The following is an 18,729-nucleotide window of genomic DNA, read 5'->3' on the forward strand; positions in this document are numbered from 1 at the left end:
CCGCGGTCAGCGTCGTCACGACGCACCTCCCCCGACCCGGATCCGCGGGTTCAGCACCGAGTACGCGACGTCGACGAGGAAGTTCGCGAGGATGTACCCGGTGGCCGTCACCAGCACGACACCCTGCAGGGCCGGGTAGTCACGGCTGAACACCGAGTCGACGGTGAGGCGTCCGATGCCGGGGATCACGAAGATCTGCTCGGTCACCACCGCGCCCGAGATCAGTGCACCCAGCTGCAGGCCGACCACCGTCACGACGGTGACCAGACTGTTCCGCAGCGCGTGCAGGCCGACGACCGTCCGCTCGCTCATGCCCTTCGCCCGCGCCGTGCGTACGTAGTCCGCGCCCAACGACTCCAACATCGCCGACCGCATCTACCGCATCACCACCGCGGCGAGCGCCGTACCGAGCACGACGGCGGGCATCAGCATGTGCGACAGGTTGCCGATCGGATTGGTCAACGGCTCGAACCCGGACGCCGGCAGTATGGGGAACTGCACCGCGAACGCGAGGATCAGCAGGATGCCGAGCCAGAAGTTCGGGATCGACAGCCCGGCGAGCGCGGTGGTGCTGCACACGTAGTCGAGCACGCTGCCGCGCCGCACCGCTGCCGCGATCCCGAGCGGCACGCCGATCAACACCGCCACGAGCAGCGACAGGCTCGCCAGCTCCAACGTGATCGGCAGCCGTTCCATCAGGGTCTGGGTCACCGGCAGGCCGGTCTTCGGCGAGGTACCCAGGTCGCCCTGGAACGCACGCCCGATCCACAGGCCGTACTGGACGACCAGCGGCTCGTCCAGCGCGTACTTCTGCCTGATCGTCTCGATCGCTTCCGGTGACGCGGTCTCGGCCGACAGCGCGACGGCCGGGTCGCCCGGCAGTGCCCGCACCCCGAGGAACACCACGACCGTCGCGATGAACAAGGTGATCAACGAGGCGCCGGCACGCCGGGCGAGGAACCACAACATCCGCAGCGCCCGTCAGCCGGTCTGCGTGGCCGTCTTGAGCCGGATCAGGCCGTCGCCGTAGTACTCGACGCCGGAGAGGCTCGTCCGGTTACCCAGCACCACCTTCGGGTGGTACAGGTAGATGACGTTGTTGTACTCGAGGAACTTCTGCGTGAGCTGGTTGAAGATCTGCTTGCGCTCCGCCCCGTCGGTCGTCGCCCGCTCCTTCGCGATGAGGTCCATCACGTCGTCGTAGTTGGCCCCGCTGTCGCCGAGCGTGCTGCGCGGGTCCCAGAACGGTGCGATGTTCTGGTCCGGGTCGAGCCGCCCCGACCAGCCCACCTGGAACGTCTCGAGCTTGCCGGCCTGCGACTGCTCGAGCGCCGTGGTGAACTCGGTCGACTGCACCTTCACCTGGAAGCCGGCCTTCTTCGCCATCCCCTGGATGACCGTGCCGAGCTTCGTCGCCTCAGGGTTGGCCGCCTCCACGGTCAGGGTGATCTTCACCGGCGTCTTGACGCCGGTCTCCTTCACCAGCTGCTTGGCCCTGGCGAGGTCCTGCTCGGGGCACTCGATGTCCGGCGCGTAGCTGGTCACCGGTGAGATCGGTGTGCACCCCGGGGTGTACTGCCCGTCGAAGACCACCTTGTTGATGGCCTTGCGGTCCAGGCTCAGCGCGAACGCCTCCCGCAGCTTCGGCTCCTGCGCGAGCGGCTTGTCCACGATGTTGTGCGGCAGCTTGCCCGAACCGTTGCTGTTCGCGACGTTCACCGTGATGCCCTGGTACCCCAGTGACGTCACCGGCGAGATCTTTATGTCGTCGACGGACTTCAGCGTCTCGATGTCCGTCGGCTCGATCCGGTCGGCGATGTCGATATCGCCTGAGCGGAGGTTCGCAGCTCGGACGTTGCCTTGGGTGATGACGCTGAAGTTGACGCCGTCGAGCTTGACGTCGGACTTGTCGTAGTAGTGGTCCGACTTGGTCAGCTCGATGCGGTCGCTGGACGGCCGGTCCTTGAACGAGAACGGGCCGACGCAGACCGGGTCGTTGGCGAAGTCGGCGCCGAGCTCGTCGAGCTGCTTCGGCGACAGGATCATCCCGGACCGGTCCGCGAAGATCGAGGTGAGCGGCGCGAACGGGTGCTTCAGGTTCAGCCGCACCGTCGTGTCGCCCTCGGTCTCGATCGAGTCGATCTCGCTCAGCTCGGCCGAGCGCGCCGACTCCGGTGCGTCCTGGTAGTGCTCGAGGGTCTTCTTCACGGCCGCGGCGTTCAGCTCGGTGCCGTCGTTGAACTTCACGCCCTCGCGGACGTCGAAGGTGTACGTCTTGCCGTCCTCGCTGATCTCCGGCATGTCCGCGGCGAGCTGTGGCACGAGCTCGAGGTCCTCGTTGACGTCGTACAGCTTCTCGCACATGTTGGCGAACACGATCCGCCCGACGAACGTGGACGCCACGGTCGGATCGAGCTTGTCGGGTGCCTCCGCCAAGGCGACGGTGACCGTGCCGCCTTCCTTCGCTTTGCCCGTGCCTTCACCGGTGCCGGTGGGATTCGAGCACCCCACCAGTGCGAGGCCGAGCGCCAATGCCGTGATCTGGATGTATCGGCGGTGCGTCATCGGATCTCATCCCTGCCGTCGAGCCGTCGTCCGCCCCCGGATGAGCACCTCGCAGACTGTAGACAATTAACTGATGTCAGTCTCGGTGACGATCCGTGTCCATCGGACGGGTGCAATATCGCGGCGAGTGAGCCCGACGGGGCGCGAGATCCGGGCATATCGGGGCCGGTGCGGGGCCAGTGGTCCGCGAGTACGAGACTTGGCAGGTGACCTACCTGCACTGGCTCGACCTCGCGTCCGCGCCGCTGCTACGGGGCGCGCGGCTGCCGTGGCTGCTCGTCCTCGTGGTGGCCATCGGCTGCCTGGTGGCTGCCTTCGCCATCCGCAGCGCACGCCGTCCCTCCGCCAAGCAGGCCCCACCGATGACGAAACCCCGGCTGATCCGCCCCGAGGACGACGACAAGGCCTGACGGCCGAGACGCACCGGGGACCCGCCCATCACGAAACCCCGGCTGATCCGCCCCGAGGACGACGACAAGGCCTGACGGCCGAGACGCACCGGGGACCCGCCCATCACGAAACCCCGGCTGACCCGGACCGCCCCGGAAACACCGACGACAGGGGCTGCCGGCCGAGACGCACCGGGGACCCGCCCATCACGAAACCCCGGCTGACCCGGACCGCCCCGGAAACAACGACGACAGGGGCTGCCGGCCGACCGGCCGGCAGCCCCTGTCGAGAGAGCTACGCGCAGCTACCGCAACGTGCCGTTGGTCAAGCCCACCGGCTGGTCGGGTAGCACCACAAGGCCCAGCTCGGCCGGGTCGGCGAGCAGGTCGTGGCGCGGCTGCACCCGTACCGTGTAGCCGAACGCCCCGGTGCGGTCGAGCGGCACCTCGCCCTCGAAGCGCATCCGGCCGTCGTCGTACTGCTCGACCGCGGTGAGCGCGACGACCGAGGGGGCCTCGATGTCGTCCGAGTCGCTGATCCTGCCGTACGCGGCCTGCACCTCGACGTCCGCCGGGGACAGCTCGCCGAGGCTCACGATCGCCCGGATCGGCACCCCGCCACCGAGCTCGGCGACGTCGAACGTGCCGGTCGACTCGACGTGCTCGATCGAGACCGACGGCCACCCCTTGCGCACCCTGGCCTTCCACTCGGCCAACTGGCGGGCGCCCGCGAAGCCGTCGGCGACGATCCGCCGCGTGCTGTCGGCGGCCGGCGCGTACAGCCTGGTCACGTACTCCACGAGCATCCGGTTGGCGGACGCGCGGGGGCTGAGCTCGGCCAGCGTGTGCCTGACCATCTCGATCCACCGGCGCGGCAGGCCGTGCTCGTCGGTGTCGTAGAACCGGGGCGCCACCTGGTCGGTGACCAGCTCGTAGAGAGCGGTCGCCTCGAGCTCGTCGCGGTGGTCCGGGTCTGGACGCTTGTCGGCGCTCGGGATCGCCCACCCGTTCGCGCCGTCGAACCACTCGTCCCACCAGCCGTCCCTGATGGACAGGTTGAGCCCACCGTTGAGCGCGGCCTTCATGCCGGACGTGCCGCAGGCCTCGAGCGGGCGCAGCGGGTTGTTCAGCCAGACGTCGCAGCCAGAGACGAGGAACCTGGCCATCTCCATGTCGTAGTCCGGCAGGAAGACGATCCGGTGCCGCACCTCGGGGTCGTCGGCGAACCAGACGATCTCCTGGATCAGCCGCTTGCCGCCGTCGTCGGCCGGGTGCGCCTTGCCCGCGATCACGATCTGGATCGGTCGGTCCGGGTCGAGCAGCAGCGACTTCAGCCGGTCACGGTCGCGCAGCATCAGCGTGAGCCGCTTGTACGACGGCACACGGCGGGCGAACCCGATGGTCAGCACGTTCGGGTCGAGCGCGTCGTCGACCCACGACAGCTCGGCCTCGCTCGCGCCGCGCTGCAGGGCGGACAGCCGCAGCCGCCGCCTGGCCTCGTGCACCAAGTGCTTACGCAACGTCGAGCGCATCTGCCACACGGTGCCGTCGTCGATGCCGCTGACCACGGACCGCCAGGTCTGCGGGTCGAACTCTTGCTCGCTGTGCAGGCCCGCGGGGTGGAGCAGACCGAGCACCTCGTCGGCGGCCCAGGTGCGCTCGTGTACACCGTTGGTCACCGAGGTGATCGGCACCTCCTGGGTGTCGAAGCCCGGCCACAGGCCGCCGAACATCTCCCGGCTGACCGCACCGTGCAGCAGGCTGACCCCGTTGGCGCGCTGGCCGAGCCGCAGGCCCATCACGGCCATGTTGAAGACGTCGGGGTCGCCGCTCTCGTACGTCTCGGCGCCGAGCTCCATGATCCGTTCCACCGGCACGCCGTCGAACGCGTTGTCGCCGCCGAAGTGCTGGTCGACGAGATCGCGCGGGAACCTGTCGATGCCGGCGGGCACCGGCGTGTGCGTGGTGAACACGGTGCCGGCGCGTACGGCCTCGAGCGCCTCGTCGAACGACAGGCCGTGCTCGACCACGAGCTCCCTGATCCGCTCCAGGCCGAGGAACCCGGCGTGCCCCTCGTTGGTGTGGTACACCTCGGGCTCCGGGTGGCCGGTCTCCCTGCACCAGGCGCGGATCGCCCGTACGCCGCCGATGCCGAGCAGCATCTCCTGCAGCAGCCGGTGGTCGGTGCTGCCGCCGTACAACCGGTCGGTCACCTCGCGCTCGGCCGGCGCGTTGCTCTCGATGTCGGAGTCGAGCAGCAGCAGCGGCACCCGGCCGACCTGCGCCTGCCAGATCTGCGCGCCCATCGACCGGCCGCCGGGCAATCCGACGGAGATCTGCACGGGGGCGCCACCGGAGTCCCTGACCAAGGTCAGCGGCAGGCCGTCCGGGTCGACGGCCGGGTAGCGCTCCTGCTGCCAGCCGTCGTGCGACAGCGACTGCCTGAAGTAGCCGTGCCGGTAGAGCAGACCGAGCCCGACGATCGGCACGCCGAGATCGCTGGCCGCCTTCAGGTGGTCGCCGGCGAGGATGCCGAGTCCGCCGGAGTACTGCGGCAGCACCTCGGTCAGCCCGAACTCGGGCGAGAAGTAGGCGATCGCCCGCGGCGCGTCGTCGAGCGACTGGAACCAACGCTGCCCGGAGAGGTACTCGGTCAGGTCGGCGTGCGCAGCGCCGAGGCGGCGCAGGAAGTCCTCGTCCTCCGCCAACGCGGCGAGCCGCTCGGCCGACACCTCGGCGAGCAGCGCGGACGGGTCGTACCTGGTGCGCTCCCACGCATCCGGGTCGACCGAGGCGAACAGCTCCCTGGTCGGCGGGTGCCATGACCAGCGGAGGTTGGTGATCAGCTCAGCGAGCGCCTCCAGGCGCCCGGGCAGCGAGGTGCGTACGTTCATCCGACGGATTGCTTTCACGGGCGGGAAGCCTAGTGGTTCCAGGTGCCGGATTGTGCGGCGCGTGGGCATCAGTTTTCCCGGCCCGCATCCGGGCCGGTCAGCGACAGGTCGACGGACTCGCACCGCCGCCCGTGCACGCGTATCTCTTCCGCTATCGTCGGCGCGTGACCCTCGGACGTTTCCCGATCTTGGACGTCCAGCCGACCGTCGACGGCGGCCGTTGGCCGGCGAAGGCGGTGGCTGGTGAGACCTTCCGTGTCTCGGCAACGGTGTTCCGCGAAGGCCACGATGCGGTCGCCGCCACCGTCGTGCTCCGCGGCCCGGACGGCCGCTGCCGCACGCCGGTGCCGATGCGGCTCGACACCCCGTGGCTGGACTTGTGGGCGGCCGACGTCACGGTGCCGGACGCGGGCGAGTGGACGTTCCGCATCGAGGCGTGGGGCGACCCGCTCGCCACCTGGCGGCACGACGCCGGCATCAAGATCCCCCTCGGGATCGATTCAGAACTCATGCTCGAGGAGGGCGCGCGGCTGTTCGAGCGCGCCGCACGGCAGGTACCCAAGCCGTACCGGCAGACGATCGAGGCGCTCCCCCGCACGCTGCGCGACACCAACCGGCCGCCCGAGGAGCGTCTCGCGGCCGCCACCGCGTCCGCGGTGACCGCGCTGCTCGACGCGTACCCGCTGCGCGAGCACGTCACGCCGAGCGCCGCCTTCCCCGTGCGGGTCGAGCGGCAGCGTGCACTGTTCGGCTCGTGGTACGAGTTCTTCCCGCGCTCCGAGGGCGCCACGGTCGACCCGCAGCCGGTGTCCGGCACCTTCCGCACGGTGGCCAAGCGGCTGCCGAAGATCGCGGAGATGGGCTTCGACGTCGTCTACCTGCCACCGATCCACCCGATCGGCACGACCAACAGGAAGGGGCCGAACAACACGCTCGTCGCCGGCCCGGACGACCCTGGCGTGCCCTGGGCGATCGGCTCGGCCGAAGGCGGGCACGACGCCGTGCACCCCGACCTCGGCACCATCGACGACTTCGACGAGTTCGTCGCCACGGCCCGCGAGCACGGGCTCGAGGTCGCGCTCGACCTGGCGCTGCAGGCCTCACCCGACCACCCCTGGGCCACCGAGCACCCGGAGTGGTTCTCCGTCCGTGCGGACGGGTCGATCGCGTACGCGGAGAACCCGCCGAAGAAGTACCAGGACATCTACCCGATCAACTTCGACAACGACCCCGAGGGCATCTTCACCGAGGTGCTGCGCATCGTGCGGCACTGGATGGACCACGGCGTACGGATCTTCCGGGTGGACAACCCCCATACGAAGCCCGGGTGGTTCTGGGAGCGGTTGATCCGCACGGTGAACGAGACCGACCCGGACGTGATCTTCCTCGCCGAGGCGTTCACCCGCTCCGCGGTGATGCACACGCTCGGCAAGCTCGGCTTCCAGCAGTCGTACACCTACTTCACCTGGCGCAACGGCAAGGAGGAGCTCGAGGAGTACCTCACCGAGCTGTCGCAGCAGACGGCCGCGTTCATGCGGCCCAACTTCTTCGTCAACACGCCCGACATCCTGCACGCGTACCTCCAGCACGGCGGGCCACCTGCGTTCGTCATCCGGGCCGTGCTCGCCAGCACGCTCTCGCCGACCTGGGGCGTCTACAGCGGCTACGAGCTGTGCGAGAACACGCCGGTGCGGCCGGGCAGCGAGGAGTACCTCGACTCGGAGAAGTACCAGTTCCGGCCCAGGGAGTGGGCGGCTGCCGAGCGCGCGGGGACGTCGATCACGCCGTACCTGACCGCCCTCAACCAGATCAGGCGCGAGCACCCGGCACTGCACCACCTGCGGAACCTGCGCTTCCACACCGTCGCGCAGGCCGACCCGCACATCATCTGCTACTCCAAACGGGTACCTGGGCCGGAGAACGGCGGGCTCGGCGATATCGTGCTCGTGGTCTGCAACCTCGACCCGCACGGCGCCCATGAGGCGTCGGTGGACCTCGACCTGCCGGCGCTCGGATTCGACTGGGATGCCAAGCTCCTCGTCCACGACCTGATGACCGGCGCCGAGTACGTTTGGGGCCAGCGCAACTACGTCCGTCTCGACCCATGGCCACAGCCCGCTCACGTCTTCACCGTGCGGAGGTACGTCGATTGAGCAACCCCGAGCCCGACTCGCCACCTGACCCGCACTGGTACAAGCGGGCCGTGTTCTACGAGGTGCTGATCCGCGGGTTCCACGACAGCAACGACGACGGTGTCGGCGACATCAAGGGCCTCACCTCGCGGCTGGACTACCTGTCGTGGCTCGGCATCGACTGTCTCTGGTTGCTGCCGATGTACGAGTCCCCGTTGCGCGACGGCGGCTACGACATCAGTGACTTCTTCACCATCCTGCCGGAGTTCGGCACCATCGCCGATCTCGTCGAGCTGATCGACGAGGCCCACAAGCGCGGCATCAGGATCATCACCGACCTGGTGATGAACCACACCAGTGACCAACACCCGTGGTTCCAGGCCTCCCGCAACGATCCCAACGGGCCGTACGGCGACTACTACGTCTGGGCCGACGACGACGAGGGCTACCCGGACGCGCGGATCATCTTCGTCGACACCGAGCCGTCGAACTGGACCTACGACCAGGTGCGCGGGCAGTACTTCTGGCACCGGTTCTACAGCCACCAGCCGGACCTCAACTACGAGAACCCGGAAGTCCAGGCGGCGATGCTCGAGGTCCTCCGCTTCTGGCTCGACCTCGGCATCGACGGGTTCCGGCTGGACGCCGTGCCGTACCTCTTCGAGGAGGACGGCACCAACTGCGAGAACCTCGAGCCGACGCACGAGTTCCTCAGGCGCGTGCGCGAAGAGGTCGACCGGATCTACCCCGACCGCGTGCTGCTCGCCGAGGCGAACCAGTGGCCGGAGGACGTCGTCGAGTACTTCGGTGACCCGAAGGTCGGCGGCGACGAGTGCCACATGTCGTTCCACTTCCCGTTGATGCCGCGCATCTTCATGGCCGTACGGCGGGAACAGCGGTACCCGTTGACGGAGATCCTCGCGCGTACGCCGACCATCCCCGAGCACTGCCAGTGGGGCATCTTCCTGCGCAACCACGACGAGCTGACGCTCGAGATGGTCACCGACGACGAGCGCGACTACATGTGGCAGGAGTACGCGAAGGATCCCCGGATGCGCGCGAACATCGGGATCAGGCGTCGGCTCGCCCCGCTGCTGGAGAACGACACCAACCAGCAGGAGCTGTTCACCGCGCTGCTGCTCTCGCTGCCGGGCTCGCCGGTGCTGTACTACGGCGACGAGATCGGCATGGGCGACAACATCTGGCTGGGTGACCGCGACGGGGTGCGCACCCCCATGCAGTGGACCCCGGACCGCAACGCCGGCTTCTCCCGGTGCGACCCGCAGCAGCTGTACCTGCCGGTCATCATGGACCCGGTCTACGGCTACCAGGCGCTCAACGTCGAGGCGCAGACGCGCGACACCGGGTCGCTGCTGCACTGGACCAGGCGGATGATCGAGATCCGGCAAAGACACCCGGCGTTCGGTCTCGGCACGTTCACGGACATCGGCGGCAGCAACCCGAGCGTGTTCGCGTACGTGCGGGAGATGGGCGACGACCGGCTGCTCTGCGTGAACAACCTGTCCAGGTTCCCGCAGCCGGTGGAGCTCGACCTGCGCAGGTACGAGGGCACGGTGCCGATGGAGTGCATGGGCAACGTGCCGTTCCCCGCCATCGGCGAGCTGCCGTACCTGCTCACCCTCCCCGGCCACGGGTTCTACTGGTTCGAGCTGCCGACTCGCGCGGAGGAGGCCACGCACGCGAGAATGTACGGCTAGCCTGGCAAGCAGATCGCATGGAGCGGAGACGCGAAGCGCAGCGGATGACACTCGAGAAGCGGCTACTTCACTGGCTGCCCGCACAGCGGTGGTACGCGGGCGGGTCACGCACCCTGCGCAGCGTGGAGGTCGAGCGCCGCACCGAGCTGCTCGGCGGCGACCCCGCCATGTCCCTCCTGGTGCTGGCCGTGACCCACGACGGCGGCAGCGACAAGTACCAGCTGCTCCTCGGCGAGCGGTCCCAGCTGCCGCAACGGCTGGCGCACGTGCACATCGGCAGCGGCGACGAGGTGGAGTGGTACGACGCCGCGCACGACCACGACATCACCCCGCGGCTGATCGACCTGATCTCCCGCAACGCCGACGTCGACGGGCTGCGGTTCCGCTCGGTGCCGGAGTCCGGGCCGCTCGACCCGACGTTGGCGAGCCTCGCCCTCCCGCACGAGCAGACCAACACGTCGCTGATCTTCGGCGACGAGTCGATCCTCAAGACGTTCCGCAGGCTGGTGCCTGGCGTCAACCCGGACCTCGAGGTCACGCTGGCCCTGGCCAACGCCGGCTCGGCGCACGTCGCCGAGCCGCTCGGCTGGATCGAGGCCGACGTCGCCGGCACCGGCACGACCCTCGCGCTGCTGCAACGGTTCCTGCGCACCGGCACGGACGGCTGGCTGCTCGCCACGGGCAGCGTGCGCGACCTGCTCGCCGAGGCCGACCTGCACCCCGACGAGGTGGGCGGCGACTTCGCCGCCGAGTCCGAGCGGCTCGGCGCCGCGACGGCGGCGGTACACGCCGACCTGGCCCGCTCGCTGGAGACCATGACGGCAGGTCCCGCGGAGGTGACCGAGCTCGCGGCGACCATGCGCCGCAGGCTCGCCCACGCACAACGCGAGGTGCCCAGCCTGGCCACCCACGCCGACCGCATTGACCAGGTCTTCCGGGCGCTGCCCGGCCAGGTGTCGTCGTTCCCCGCGCAGCGGGTGCACGGCGACTACCACCTGGGCCAGGTGATGCGCACCACCGACGGGTGGGTGCTGATCGACTTCGAGGGCGAGCCGGAGCACCCGTTGGCGGACCGCGTCGCGCTGATGTCGCCGCTGAAGGACGTCGCCGGGATGCTGCGCTCGTTCGACTACGCCGCGCACCACCTGCTGGTCGAGCAGTTCGACGACGAGCAGCACGCGTACCGGGCGCACGAGTGGAGCGACAGGAACACCGACGCGTTCTGCACCGGCTACGCCGGCGAGGTCGGCGCCGACCCGCGCGACCAACGTGCCCTCCTGACCGCGTTCGAGCTCGACAAGGCCGTCTACGAGGTCGTGTACGAGGCGCGGCACCGGCCGAGCTGGCTGCGGATCCCGATGAGCGCGATCGAAGGAATCGTCGAGAAGGCACTATGAGCGAGGCACCTGGGGAGCTCGCCGACCAGCTACGGCAGCTGGCCGAGGGGACGCATCACGACCCGCACGGTCTGCTCGGCTGTCACCGCAGCGGCGACACGACGGTCATCCGGGCCCTGCGGCCGGCGGCGTCCGCCGTCACCGCGCTGCTGGCCGACGGCTCGCGGCTGCCGCTGACCCACGTCGACGCCGGCGTCTACACGGCCGAGGTCGCCGGCGCAGAACCGGTGGACTACCGGCTCGAGGTCGGCTACGGCGACGACACGGTCGTCGAGGACGACGCGTACCGGTTCCTGCCCACGCTGGGCGATGTCGACCTGCACCTGTTCAACGAGGGCAGGCACGAACAACTGTGGACGGTGCTCGGCGCGCACGTCCGCCGTTACAAGACCGCGCGCGGCGACGTGGTCGGCACCTCGTTCGCCGTGTGGGCGCCGAACGCCAAGGGCGTGCGCGTGGTCGGTGACTTCAACCACTGGGACGGGCACTCCCACCCGATGCGGATGATGGGCAGCAGCGGCGTCTGGGAGCTGTTCGTGCCCGAGGTGACGGCGGGCGTCAGGTACAAGTTCGCGGTGCTCGGCGCCGACTGGGTGTGGCGGCACAAGGCCGACCCGATGGCGTTCGCGACCGAGCAGCCGCCGGCCACGGCGTCGGTGGTGTACGAGTCCACGTACGAGTGGGCGGACGACGCGTGGCTGGCGCGGCGGGAGCGGACCAACCCGACGTACGCGCCGATGTCCGCGTACGAGGTGCACCTCGGGTCGTGGCGTCCCGGGCTCAGCTACGTCGAGCTGGCCGACCAGCTCGTCGCGTACGTCCGCGACCTCGGGTTCACGCACGTCGAGTTCCTCCCGGTCGCCGAGCACCCGTTCGGCGGTTCCTGGGGCTACCAGGTGACGTCGTACTACGCGCCGTCGTCGCGGTTCGGTCACCCGGACGAGTTCAGGCACCTGGTCGACCGGCTGCACCAGGCGGGTATCGGCGTGCTCGTCGACTGGGTGCCCGCCCACTTCCCGAAGGACGCGTGGGCGCTGGCGCGGTTCGACGGCACCACGCTGTACGAGCACGGTGACCCGCGGCAGGGCGAGCACCCCGACTGGGGCACGCTCGTCTTCGACTACGGCCGGCACGAGGTGCGCAACTTCCTGGTGGCGAACGCCCTCTACTGGCTCGAGGAGTTCCACGTCGACGGCCTGCGCGTCGACGCGGTCGCCTCGATGCTCTACCTGGACTACTCCAGGAAGGAAGGCGAGTGGGTGCCGAACCGGCACGGCGGCAGGGAGAACCTGGAGGCGATCGCGTTCCTGCAGGAGACCAACGCGACGATCTACAAGCGGGTGCCGGGCGCGGTCACCATCGCCGAGGAGTCGACATCGTGGTCCGGCGTGTCCCGCGCCACCTACGTCGGCGGGCTCGGGTTCGGCTTCAAGTGGAACATGGGCTGGATGCACGACACGCTGGGCTACCTGGCCCGCGACCCGATCCACCGACAGTTCCACCACCACGAGCTGACGTTCTCCATGATGTACGCGTACAGCGAGAACTTCGTACTGCCGCTGTCGCACGACGAGGTGGTGCACGGCAAGGGCTCGCTGTACCGGCGGATGCCCGGTGACCACTGGCGCAAGCTCGCCGGCCTGCGCGCGCTCTACGCGTACATGTGGGCGCACCCGGGCAAGCAGCTGGTGTTCATGGGCGCGGAGTTCGGCCAGGACACCGAGTGGTCGGAGCAGGACGGGCTGGCCTGGTTCCACCTCGACCAGCCGGACCGCCGCGGCCTGCAGACGCTGATCCGCGACCTCAACCTGCTCTACGCGGACTCGCCTGCGCTGTGGGAGCAGGACCACGACCCGCAGGGCTTCTCCTGGATCGACGCCGACGACTCCACCGGCAACACCCTGTCGTTCCTCCGCCGGGCCGCGGACGGCACCGCGCTCGCGTGCGTGGTGAACTTCTCCGCCGTCCCGCACATCGGCTACCGCCTCGGCCTGCCCGCCGCGGGCCGGTGGCGCGAGGCCCTGAACACCGACGCCCACCCGTACGGCGGCAGCGGCGTCGGCAACTTCGGCGTCGTACAGGCGACCACCGAGCCGTGGCACGGCCAGCCCGCGTCGACCGAGCTGACCATCCCACCGCTGGGCGCGCTCTGGCTCGTCCCCGAACCGGAGAGCGCCGACTGACCCTGGCTAGGCGCCGAGGTTGCTCATGACGTGCTTGATCCTCGTGTAGTCCTCGAAGGAGTACATGGAGAGGTCCTTGCCGTAACCGGAGTGCTTGAAGCCGCCGTGGGGCATCTCGCCGACGATCGGGATGTGCGTGTTGATCCAGACGCAGCCGAAGTCCAGCCGCCTGGCCGCCCGCATCGCCTTGCCGTGGTCGCGGGTCCACACGCTGGACGCCAGGCCGTACTCCACGCCGTTCGCCCAGGCGAGCGCCTCGTCCTCGTCGGTGAAGCGCTGCACGGTGACGACCGGGCCGAAGATCTCGTTCTGCACCATCTCGTCGTCCTGCCGTAGCCCGGAGACGACGGTCGGCGAGAAGAAGTACCCGCGGTCGCCCACCTGCGTGCCGCCGGTGCCGACGTCGGCGTGGCCAGGGACCCGGTCGAAGAACCCGCTCACCCTGGCCAGCTGGTTCGGGTTGTTCAGCGGGCCGTAGTCGGCATCGGTCACGTCCGGGCCGCCGACCTTCGTGCCCTTCGCCGCCTCGGTGATCGCCGCGACGAAGTCGTCGTGCACCCGCGGCCCGGCGAGCACCCTGGTCGCCGCCGTGCAGTCCTGGCCGGCGTTGAAGTACGCGGCCTCCGCGATGCCCTGCGCGGCCAGCTCCAGGTCCGCGTCGTCGTAGACGATCACCGGCGCCTTGCCGCCGAGCTCCAGATGGACGCGCTTGAGGTCACCGGAGGCCGCCTGTGCGACCTCCATCCCGGCGCGGACGCTGCCGGTGACGGAGACCAGCTGCGGGATCGGGTTGTCGACGAGCGCGCGCCCCGTGTCGCGGTCGCCGGTGATCACGTTGAACACCCCGGGCGGCACGAACTCCGCCGCGATCTCCGCCAGCTTCAGCGTGGTGACCGGCGTGGTGTCGGACGGCTTCAGCACCGTCGTGTTGCCGGCGGCGAGCGCGGGCGCGAACTTCCAGGTCGCCATGGCCATCGGGTAGTTCCACGGCGTCACCTGGCCGACCACGCCGATCGGCTCCCGCCTGATCCAGGACGTGTGGTCGGCCATGTACTCCGCACTCGCCCGGCCCTCGAGCACCCGGGCCGCGCTCGCGAAGAACCTGATCGCGTCGGTGACCTGCCAGATCTCCTCGCTGCGGGTCAGGCCGACCGGCTTGCCGGTGTTCTCGCACTCCAACCCCACCAGCTCGTCCGCGCGGGCCTCGATGGCGTCCGCGATCCGGAACAGCGCGAGGCCCCGCTCGGCGGGCGTGGTGTCGCGCCAGCCCTCGAACGCCTTCGCGGCCGTCTGGAACGCCGCGTCGACGTCGGCGGCACCGGACGCGGGTGCCTGCGCGAACACCTCACCGGTGCTCGGGTCGACGATGTCGAGGGTGCGACCGTCGGCGGGGTCCACGTACTCACCACCGACGAAGTTCTGCAGGGTGCGAACCGACCTGGTCAAGCGAGCCTCCTCCATCGAGTACGGAACCATGCAACCACATGGCATCACGACGCGGAAACCATCCTGTCGTAAGTGCCCGACAAAGGAAACCGCCGTCGTACTCGAATCTAAGCTTTTACATTGCAAGTGCAACGCAAACGAGAGGTAGGCCATGCCGATGCCGAAGCTGCCGTTCGAGCGCCCGGACCCGCTCGGCACCCTGCGCGAGTACGCGCAGCTGCGGGCGGGTGCACCGGTGGCACGGGTGACCACTGCGGACGGGCAACCGGCGTGGCTGGTCACCTCGCACGACGCCGCCGCGGCGGCGCTTCCCGACCCCCGACTGCGCGCGACACCACCGGGAGCGGAGTCCCCCTGGGACGGCGAGTCACACCTGCGGATGCGTCGCCTCGTCGCGAAGGCGTTCACCCCGCGGAAGGTCGAGGCGGTGCGCCCGCGCGTCGAGCAGCTGGCGCGCGAGCAGGCAGCCGTGTTCGCAGCCGCGGGTCCGCCAGGCGACCTGGTCGACGGGTTCGCGGCGCCGTTGTCCATCGGCGTCATCGCCGAGCTGCTCGGCGTCGCCATCGACGAGCGCGACCGGTTCCGTACGCTCGCGGACGCCGCCAGCGCCGCCGACCCGTTCGCCGCGGACGCAGGAGACGACACCGCCGCCGCGTGGGAGGCGTTCGGCGGGTACGCCGCCGAACTGGTCGGGTACAAGCGCGAGCAGCTCGGCGGCGACCTGCTCAGCGACCTGATCCGCGTGCACGACGCCGCGGACGGACGGTTGGCCGACGACGAGCTGATCTTGCTGGTTACCGTGCTCGTCGCATCCGGCTACCTGACCGCGACCAACGCGATCGCCGTCAGCGCACTGCTGCTGCTTGCCCACGACCGGCTCGCCGAGATGACCGAAGGTGACGTCACCGCGACGGTCGAGGAACTGGTGCGGCTGCGGATCGGGCTGATCGGCGAACCGTTCCCCCGGTACGCGCACGAGGACGTCGAGCTGGCGGGCGTGCCGATCGCGAAGGGCGATCGGGTGCTCGTCCGGCTGGAGGCGGCCAACCGCGACCCGGCGCAGTACCCGGACCCCGACGAGCTGCTGCCGCAGCGTCCGCCAGGACCGCGACTGACGTTCGGGCGCGGGCGCACCACTGCCCAGGCGCCGCGCTCGCCCGCGTCGAGATCGCCGCGGCGCTGAGCGTGCTCGCCGACCAACTCCCCGGGCTGCGGCTCGCCGACACCGTAGCCGACGTGCCGTGGCGGCACAGCCACGCGGACGCGGGCCCGACCGCGCTCGAGGTGACCTGGTGACGGCCACCACCGCCTGTGCCGGCGCCGGCTCGGCTCAGAACAGGGCGCTGGCCAGCGCGCGGCGGGCCTTCGCGACCCGCTGGTCCTTGACGCCGACCGCGGCGAACAGGTCGAGCAGGTGCTGCCGTACCGCGTCGCGGTCGTCGCCGGTGACCTGCTTGACCGTGGCGATCAGCCGGTTGAACGCGTCGTCCACGTTGCCCGCGCACACGTCCAGGTCGGCGGCCCGGCACTGCGCGGCCACGTCGGCCGGTGCCTCGGCCGCGGCGGTACGCACCGCCTGCACGTCGAGGTCCTTGGCGCGCTGCAGCAGCTTCGCTCTGGCTACCCCCTGCGTCGCGCCCTCGTCGCCGGGAGCGTTCGCGAGCACGTTCTCGTACGCGGCGATCGCACCGTCCAGGTCGCCGGCGGCGAGCGCCTGCTCGGCGGCGGCGTACCGCGGGTCGCCGGCAGGCTCAGGCTCCGCCTCCGGCTCCTCGGCCTCGGCGTCCGCCTCCACGGTGCCCGTCACCCCGTTGGCGGCCGCCACCTTCAGCAGCTCGTCGAGGTAGCGGCGCACCTCGTCCTCCGGCAGCGCACCCATGAACAGCGGTACGACCTGGCCCTTCAGCACGCCGACCACCATCGGGATGCTCTGCACCTGGGCGGCGGCGGCCAGCCGCTGGTTCGCCTCGGTGTCGACCTTCGCCAGCACGAACTTGCCGGCGTACTCGGCCGTGAGCTTCTCCAGGATCGGGCTCAGCTGCTTGCAGGGCTGACACCAGTCCGCCCAGAAGTCGATGACGACCGGCACCGACATCGACCGTTCGAGGACATCGGCCTCGAACGTCTGCTCCGACACGTCGATGACCAGGCTCGACACGGAGGCACCGCCACCACCCTGCTGGGATGCCTGCGCGCGGGCGGCCAACGCGGACAGGTCGACGGCTCCAGCGGCCGAGAAGTTCTGCGAGCTCATGGTCCTATCCTGCCGGGTCGCGCCCGGAAGTGGCGAAGCACCCGGGTCAGAACCTGGCCGGCTCGCGATACTCGCCCCATTCAGCCCGGAGGGCGTCGCAGATCTCACCGAGCGTCGCCTCCACCCGGGCCGCCGCGAGCATCGGCGGGATCAGGTTCCCCGAGCCGCGCGCCGCCTCCACCAGGTCCGCGAGCGCCCGGTCGACGGCCGCCCGGTCCCGGTCCGCCCGCCGCTGCTCGAGGACGCGCTTCTGCTCCACCTCGACCTCGTGGCTGATCCGCAGGATCTCGAGCGGCGGAGTGACGGAGTCGGTGTGGCAGTTCACGCCGACGATCTTCTTGTCGCCCTTCTCCAGCTTCTGCTGGTACTCGAACGCCGCGTCGGCAATCTCGCCGGTGAACCAGCCTTCCTCGATGCCGCGCAGGATCCCCGCGGTCATCTCGCCGTACGTCTCGATGGCCGTGGTGTCGTGGGCGCCGAGCTGCTTGATCCGGTCGAAGATGTCCTCGGCCTCGCGCTCGATCTTGTCGGTGAGCGCCTCGACGTACCAAGAGCCGCCCAGCGGGTCGACGACGTTCGTGACGCCGGTCTCCTCCTGGATCACCTGCTGCGTACGCAGCGCGATCTCGGCCGCCTGCTCGGTGGGCAGTGCGAGCGTCTCGTCCAGCGCGTTCGTGTGCAGCGAGTTCGTGCCGCCGAGCACGGCGGCCAGCGCCTGCGTGGCGGTACGGACGACGTTGTTGTACGGCTGCTGCGCGGTCAGCGAGACCCCCGCCGTCTGGGTGTGGAACCGCAGCCACTGCGCGCGCTCGGTCTTCGCGCCGTAGACGTCGCGCATCCACCGCGCCCAGATCCGCCGCGCGGCGCGGAACTTGGCGATCTCCTCGAAGAAGTCGAGGTGGCTGTCGAAGAAGAACGACAGCCCAGGCGCGAACGTCTCGATGTCCAGCCCCTGCGAGAGGCCGAGCTCGACGTAGCCGAAGCCGTCCGCCAGGGTGAACGCGAGCTCCTGCGCGGCGGTGGAACCCGCTTCCCTGATGTGGTAGCCGGACACCGAGAGCGGCTTGTAGCGCGGGATGTCCGTGGCGCAGTACGCCATCAGGTCACCGATCAGCCGCAGGTGCGGCTCCGGCGGGAACAGCCACTCCTTCTGCGCGATGTACTCCTTGAAGATGTCGGTCTGCAGGGTGCCGTCGAGCGTGTGGATATCCGCGCCCTGTCGCTCCGCGGCCACCACGTACATGCAGAAGATCGGCACCGCGGGGCCGCTGATGGTCATCGACGTGGTCACCTCGCCGAGCGGGATGCCGTCGAACAGCACGTCCATGTCCGCGGCGGAGTCGATCGCCACCCCGCAGTGGCCGACCTCGCCGAGCGACTTCGGGTCGTCGGAGTCGCGGCCCATCAGCGTCGGCATGTCGAACGCCACCGAGAGGCCGCCGCCACCGGAGCGCAGGATCATCTTGTAGCGCTCGTTGGTCTGCTCCGCGTTGCCGAACCCGGCGAACTGCCTGATCGTCCACGGCCGGCCGCGGTACCCGGACGCGTAGAGCCCGCGGGTGAACGGGAACTCCCCCGGCCAGCCGATGCGGTCGAAGTCCGCGACCTCGTCGCCGGCCGCCGGCCCGTAGACCGGCTCCACCTCGGTACCGGAGAGCGTGGTGAAGTCCGCGTCGCGCGGCGGGCGCGCGGCGTACCGCTCCCGCCAGCGCTGGTAGCCGGCCTCGGTCTCGCGCGCGTTCACATCGGCC

11 protein-coding genes and 1 pseudogene are annotated in these 18,729 nt (G+C 69.9%); 6 read left to right on the forward strand and 6 right to left on the reverse strand.

The window, feature by feature from the left end; all coding sequences use genetic code 11:
• Positions 1-15: 15 nt before the first annotated feature.
• Positions 16-969: pseudogene (locus GEV07_13800) on the reverse strand (ABC transporter permease subunit).
• 12 nt (positions 970-981) lie between these two features.
• On the reverse strand, positions 982-2,565 hold the full coding sequence (locus GEV07_13805) for an ABC transporter substrate-binding protein (protein ID MQA03741.1): 1,584 nt from the start codon (positions 2,563-2,565) through the stop codon (positions 982-984).
• A 206-nt stretch (positions 2,566-2,771) separates the two neighbouring features.
• On the opposite strand from GEV07_13805, the gene GEV07_13810 reads away from it, so the two are divergent.
• On the forward strand, positions 2,772-2,975 hold the full coding sequence (locus GEV07_13810; GenBank protein ID MQA03742.1) for a hypothetical protein: 204 nt from the start codon (positions 2,772-2,774) through the stop codon (positions 2,973-2,975).
• 284 nt (positions 2,976-3,259) lie between these two features.
• Here GEV07_13810 and glgP read toward each other — a convergent pair whose 3' ends face one another.
• Positions 3,260-5,866 (reverse strand): alpha-glucan family phosphorylase, encoded by a 2,607-nt coding sequence (glgP, locus tag GEV07_13815; GenBank protein MQA03743.1) that lies wholly within the window; start codon positions 5,864-5,866, stop codon positions 3,260-3,262.
• A gap of 68 nt (positions 5,867-5,934) precedes the next feature.
• On the opposite strand from glgP, the gene GEV07_13820 reads away from it, so the two are divergent.
• The 4 genes from GEV07_13820 to glgB are packed head-to-tail and all read left to right on the forward strand — an operon-like array spanning position 5,935 to position 13,278.
• Positions 5,935-8,001 (forward strand): DUF3416 domain-containing protein, encoded by a 2,067-nt coding sequence (locus GEV07_13820; GenBank protein ID MQA03744.1) that lies wholly within the window; start codon positions 5,935-5,937, stop codon positions 7,999-8,001.
• On the forward strand, positions 7,953-9,698 hold the full coding sequence (gene treS / locus GEV07_13825) for a maltose alpha-D-glucosyltransferase (GenBank protein ID MQA03745.1): 1,746 nt from the start codon (positions 7,953-7,955) through the stop codon (positions 9,696-9,698). The genes GEV07_13820 and treS overlap by 49 nt, the downstream gene beginning before the upstream one ends.
• Positions 9,699-9,742: 44 nt before the next feature.
• A complete protein-coding gene (locus tag GEV07_13830; GenBank protein MQA03746.1) occupies positions 9,743-11,095 on the forward strand; it encodes a phosphotransferase in 1,353 nt (450 codons plus the stop codon).
• Positions 11,092-13,278: a 1,4-alpha-glucan branching protein GlgB gene (gene glgB, locus GEV07_13835; GenBank protein ID MQA03747.1), complete on the forward strand. Its 2,187-nt coding sequence runs from the start codon at positions 11,092-11,094 to the stop codon at positions 13,276-13,278. The genes GEV07_13830 and glgB overlap by 4 nt, the downstream gene beginning before the upstream one ends.
• Before the next feature lie 6 nt (positions 13,279-13,284).
• On the opposite strand, the gene GEV07_13840 is transcribed toward glgB, so the two are convergent.
• The gene (locus tag GEV07_13840) at positions 13,285-14,739 is read right to left on the reverse strand and encodes an aldehyde dehydrogenase family protein (protein MQA03748.1); all 1,455 of its coding nucleotides are present in this window, start codon (positions 14,737-14,739) and stop codon (positions 13,285-13,287) included.
• A gap of 136 nt (positions 14,740-14,875) precedes the next feature.
• Between GEV07_13840 and GEV07_13845 the strand changes: the two genes are divergently transcribed.
• Positions 14,876-15,907 carry a cytochrome P450 gene (locus GEV07_13845; GenBank protein MQA03749.1) on the forward strand — a complete coding sequence of 344 codons (1,032 nt, stop codon included), beginning with the start codon at positions 14,876-14,878 and terminating at the stop codon, positions 15,905-15,907.
• A 147-nt stretch (positions 15,908-16,054) separates the two neighbouring features.
• On the opposite strand, the gene GEV07_13850 is transcribed toward GEV07_13845, so the two are convergent.
• On the reverse strand, positions 16,055-16,978 hold the full coding sequence (locus GEV07_13850) for a tetratricopeptide repeat protein (protein ID MQA03750.1): 924 nt from the start codon (positions 16,976-16,978) through the stop codon (positions 16,055-16,057).
• Positions 16,979-17,024: 46 nt separating this feature from the next.
• Positions 17,025-18,722: a methylmalonyl-CoA mutase gene (locus GEV07_13855; protein MQA03751.1), complete on the reverse strand. Its 1,698-nt coding sequence runs from the start codon at positions 18,720-18,722 to the stop codon at positions 17,025-17,027.
• Positions 18,723-18,729: the final 7 nt, after the last annotated feature.

This window comes from Streptosporangiales bacterium (assembly GCA_009379825.1).
Lineage (GTDB): Bacteria > Actinomycetota > Actinomycetes > Streptosporangiales > WHST01 > WHST01.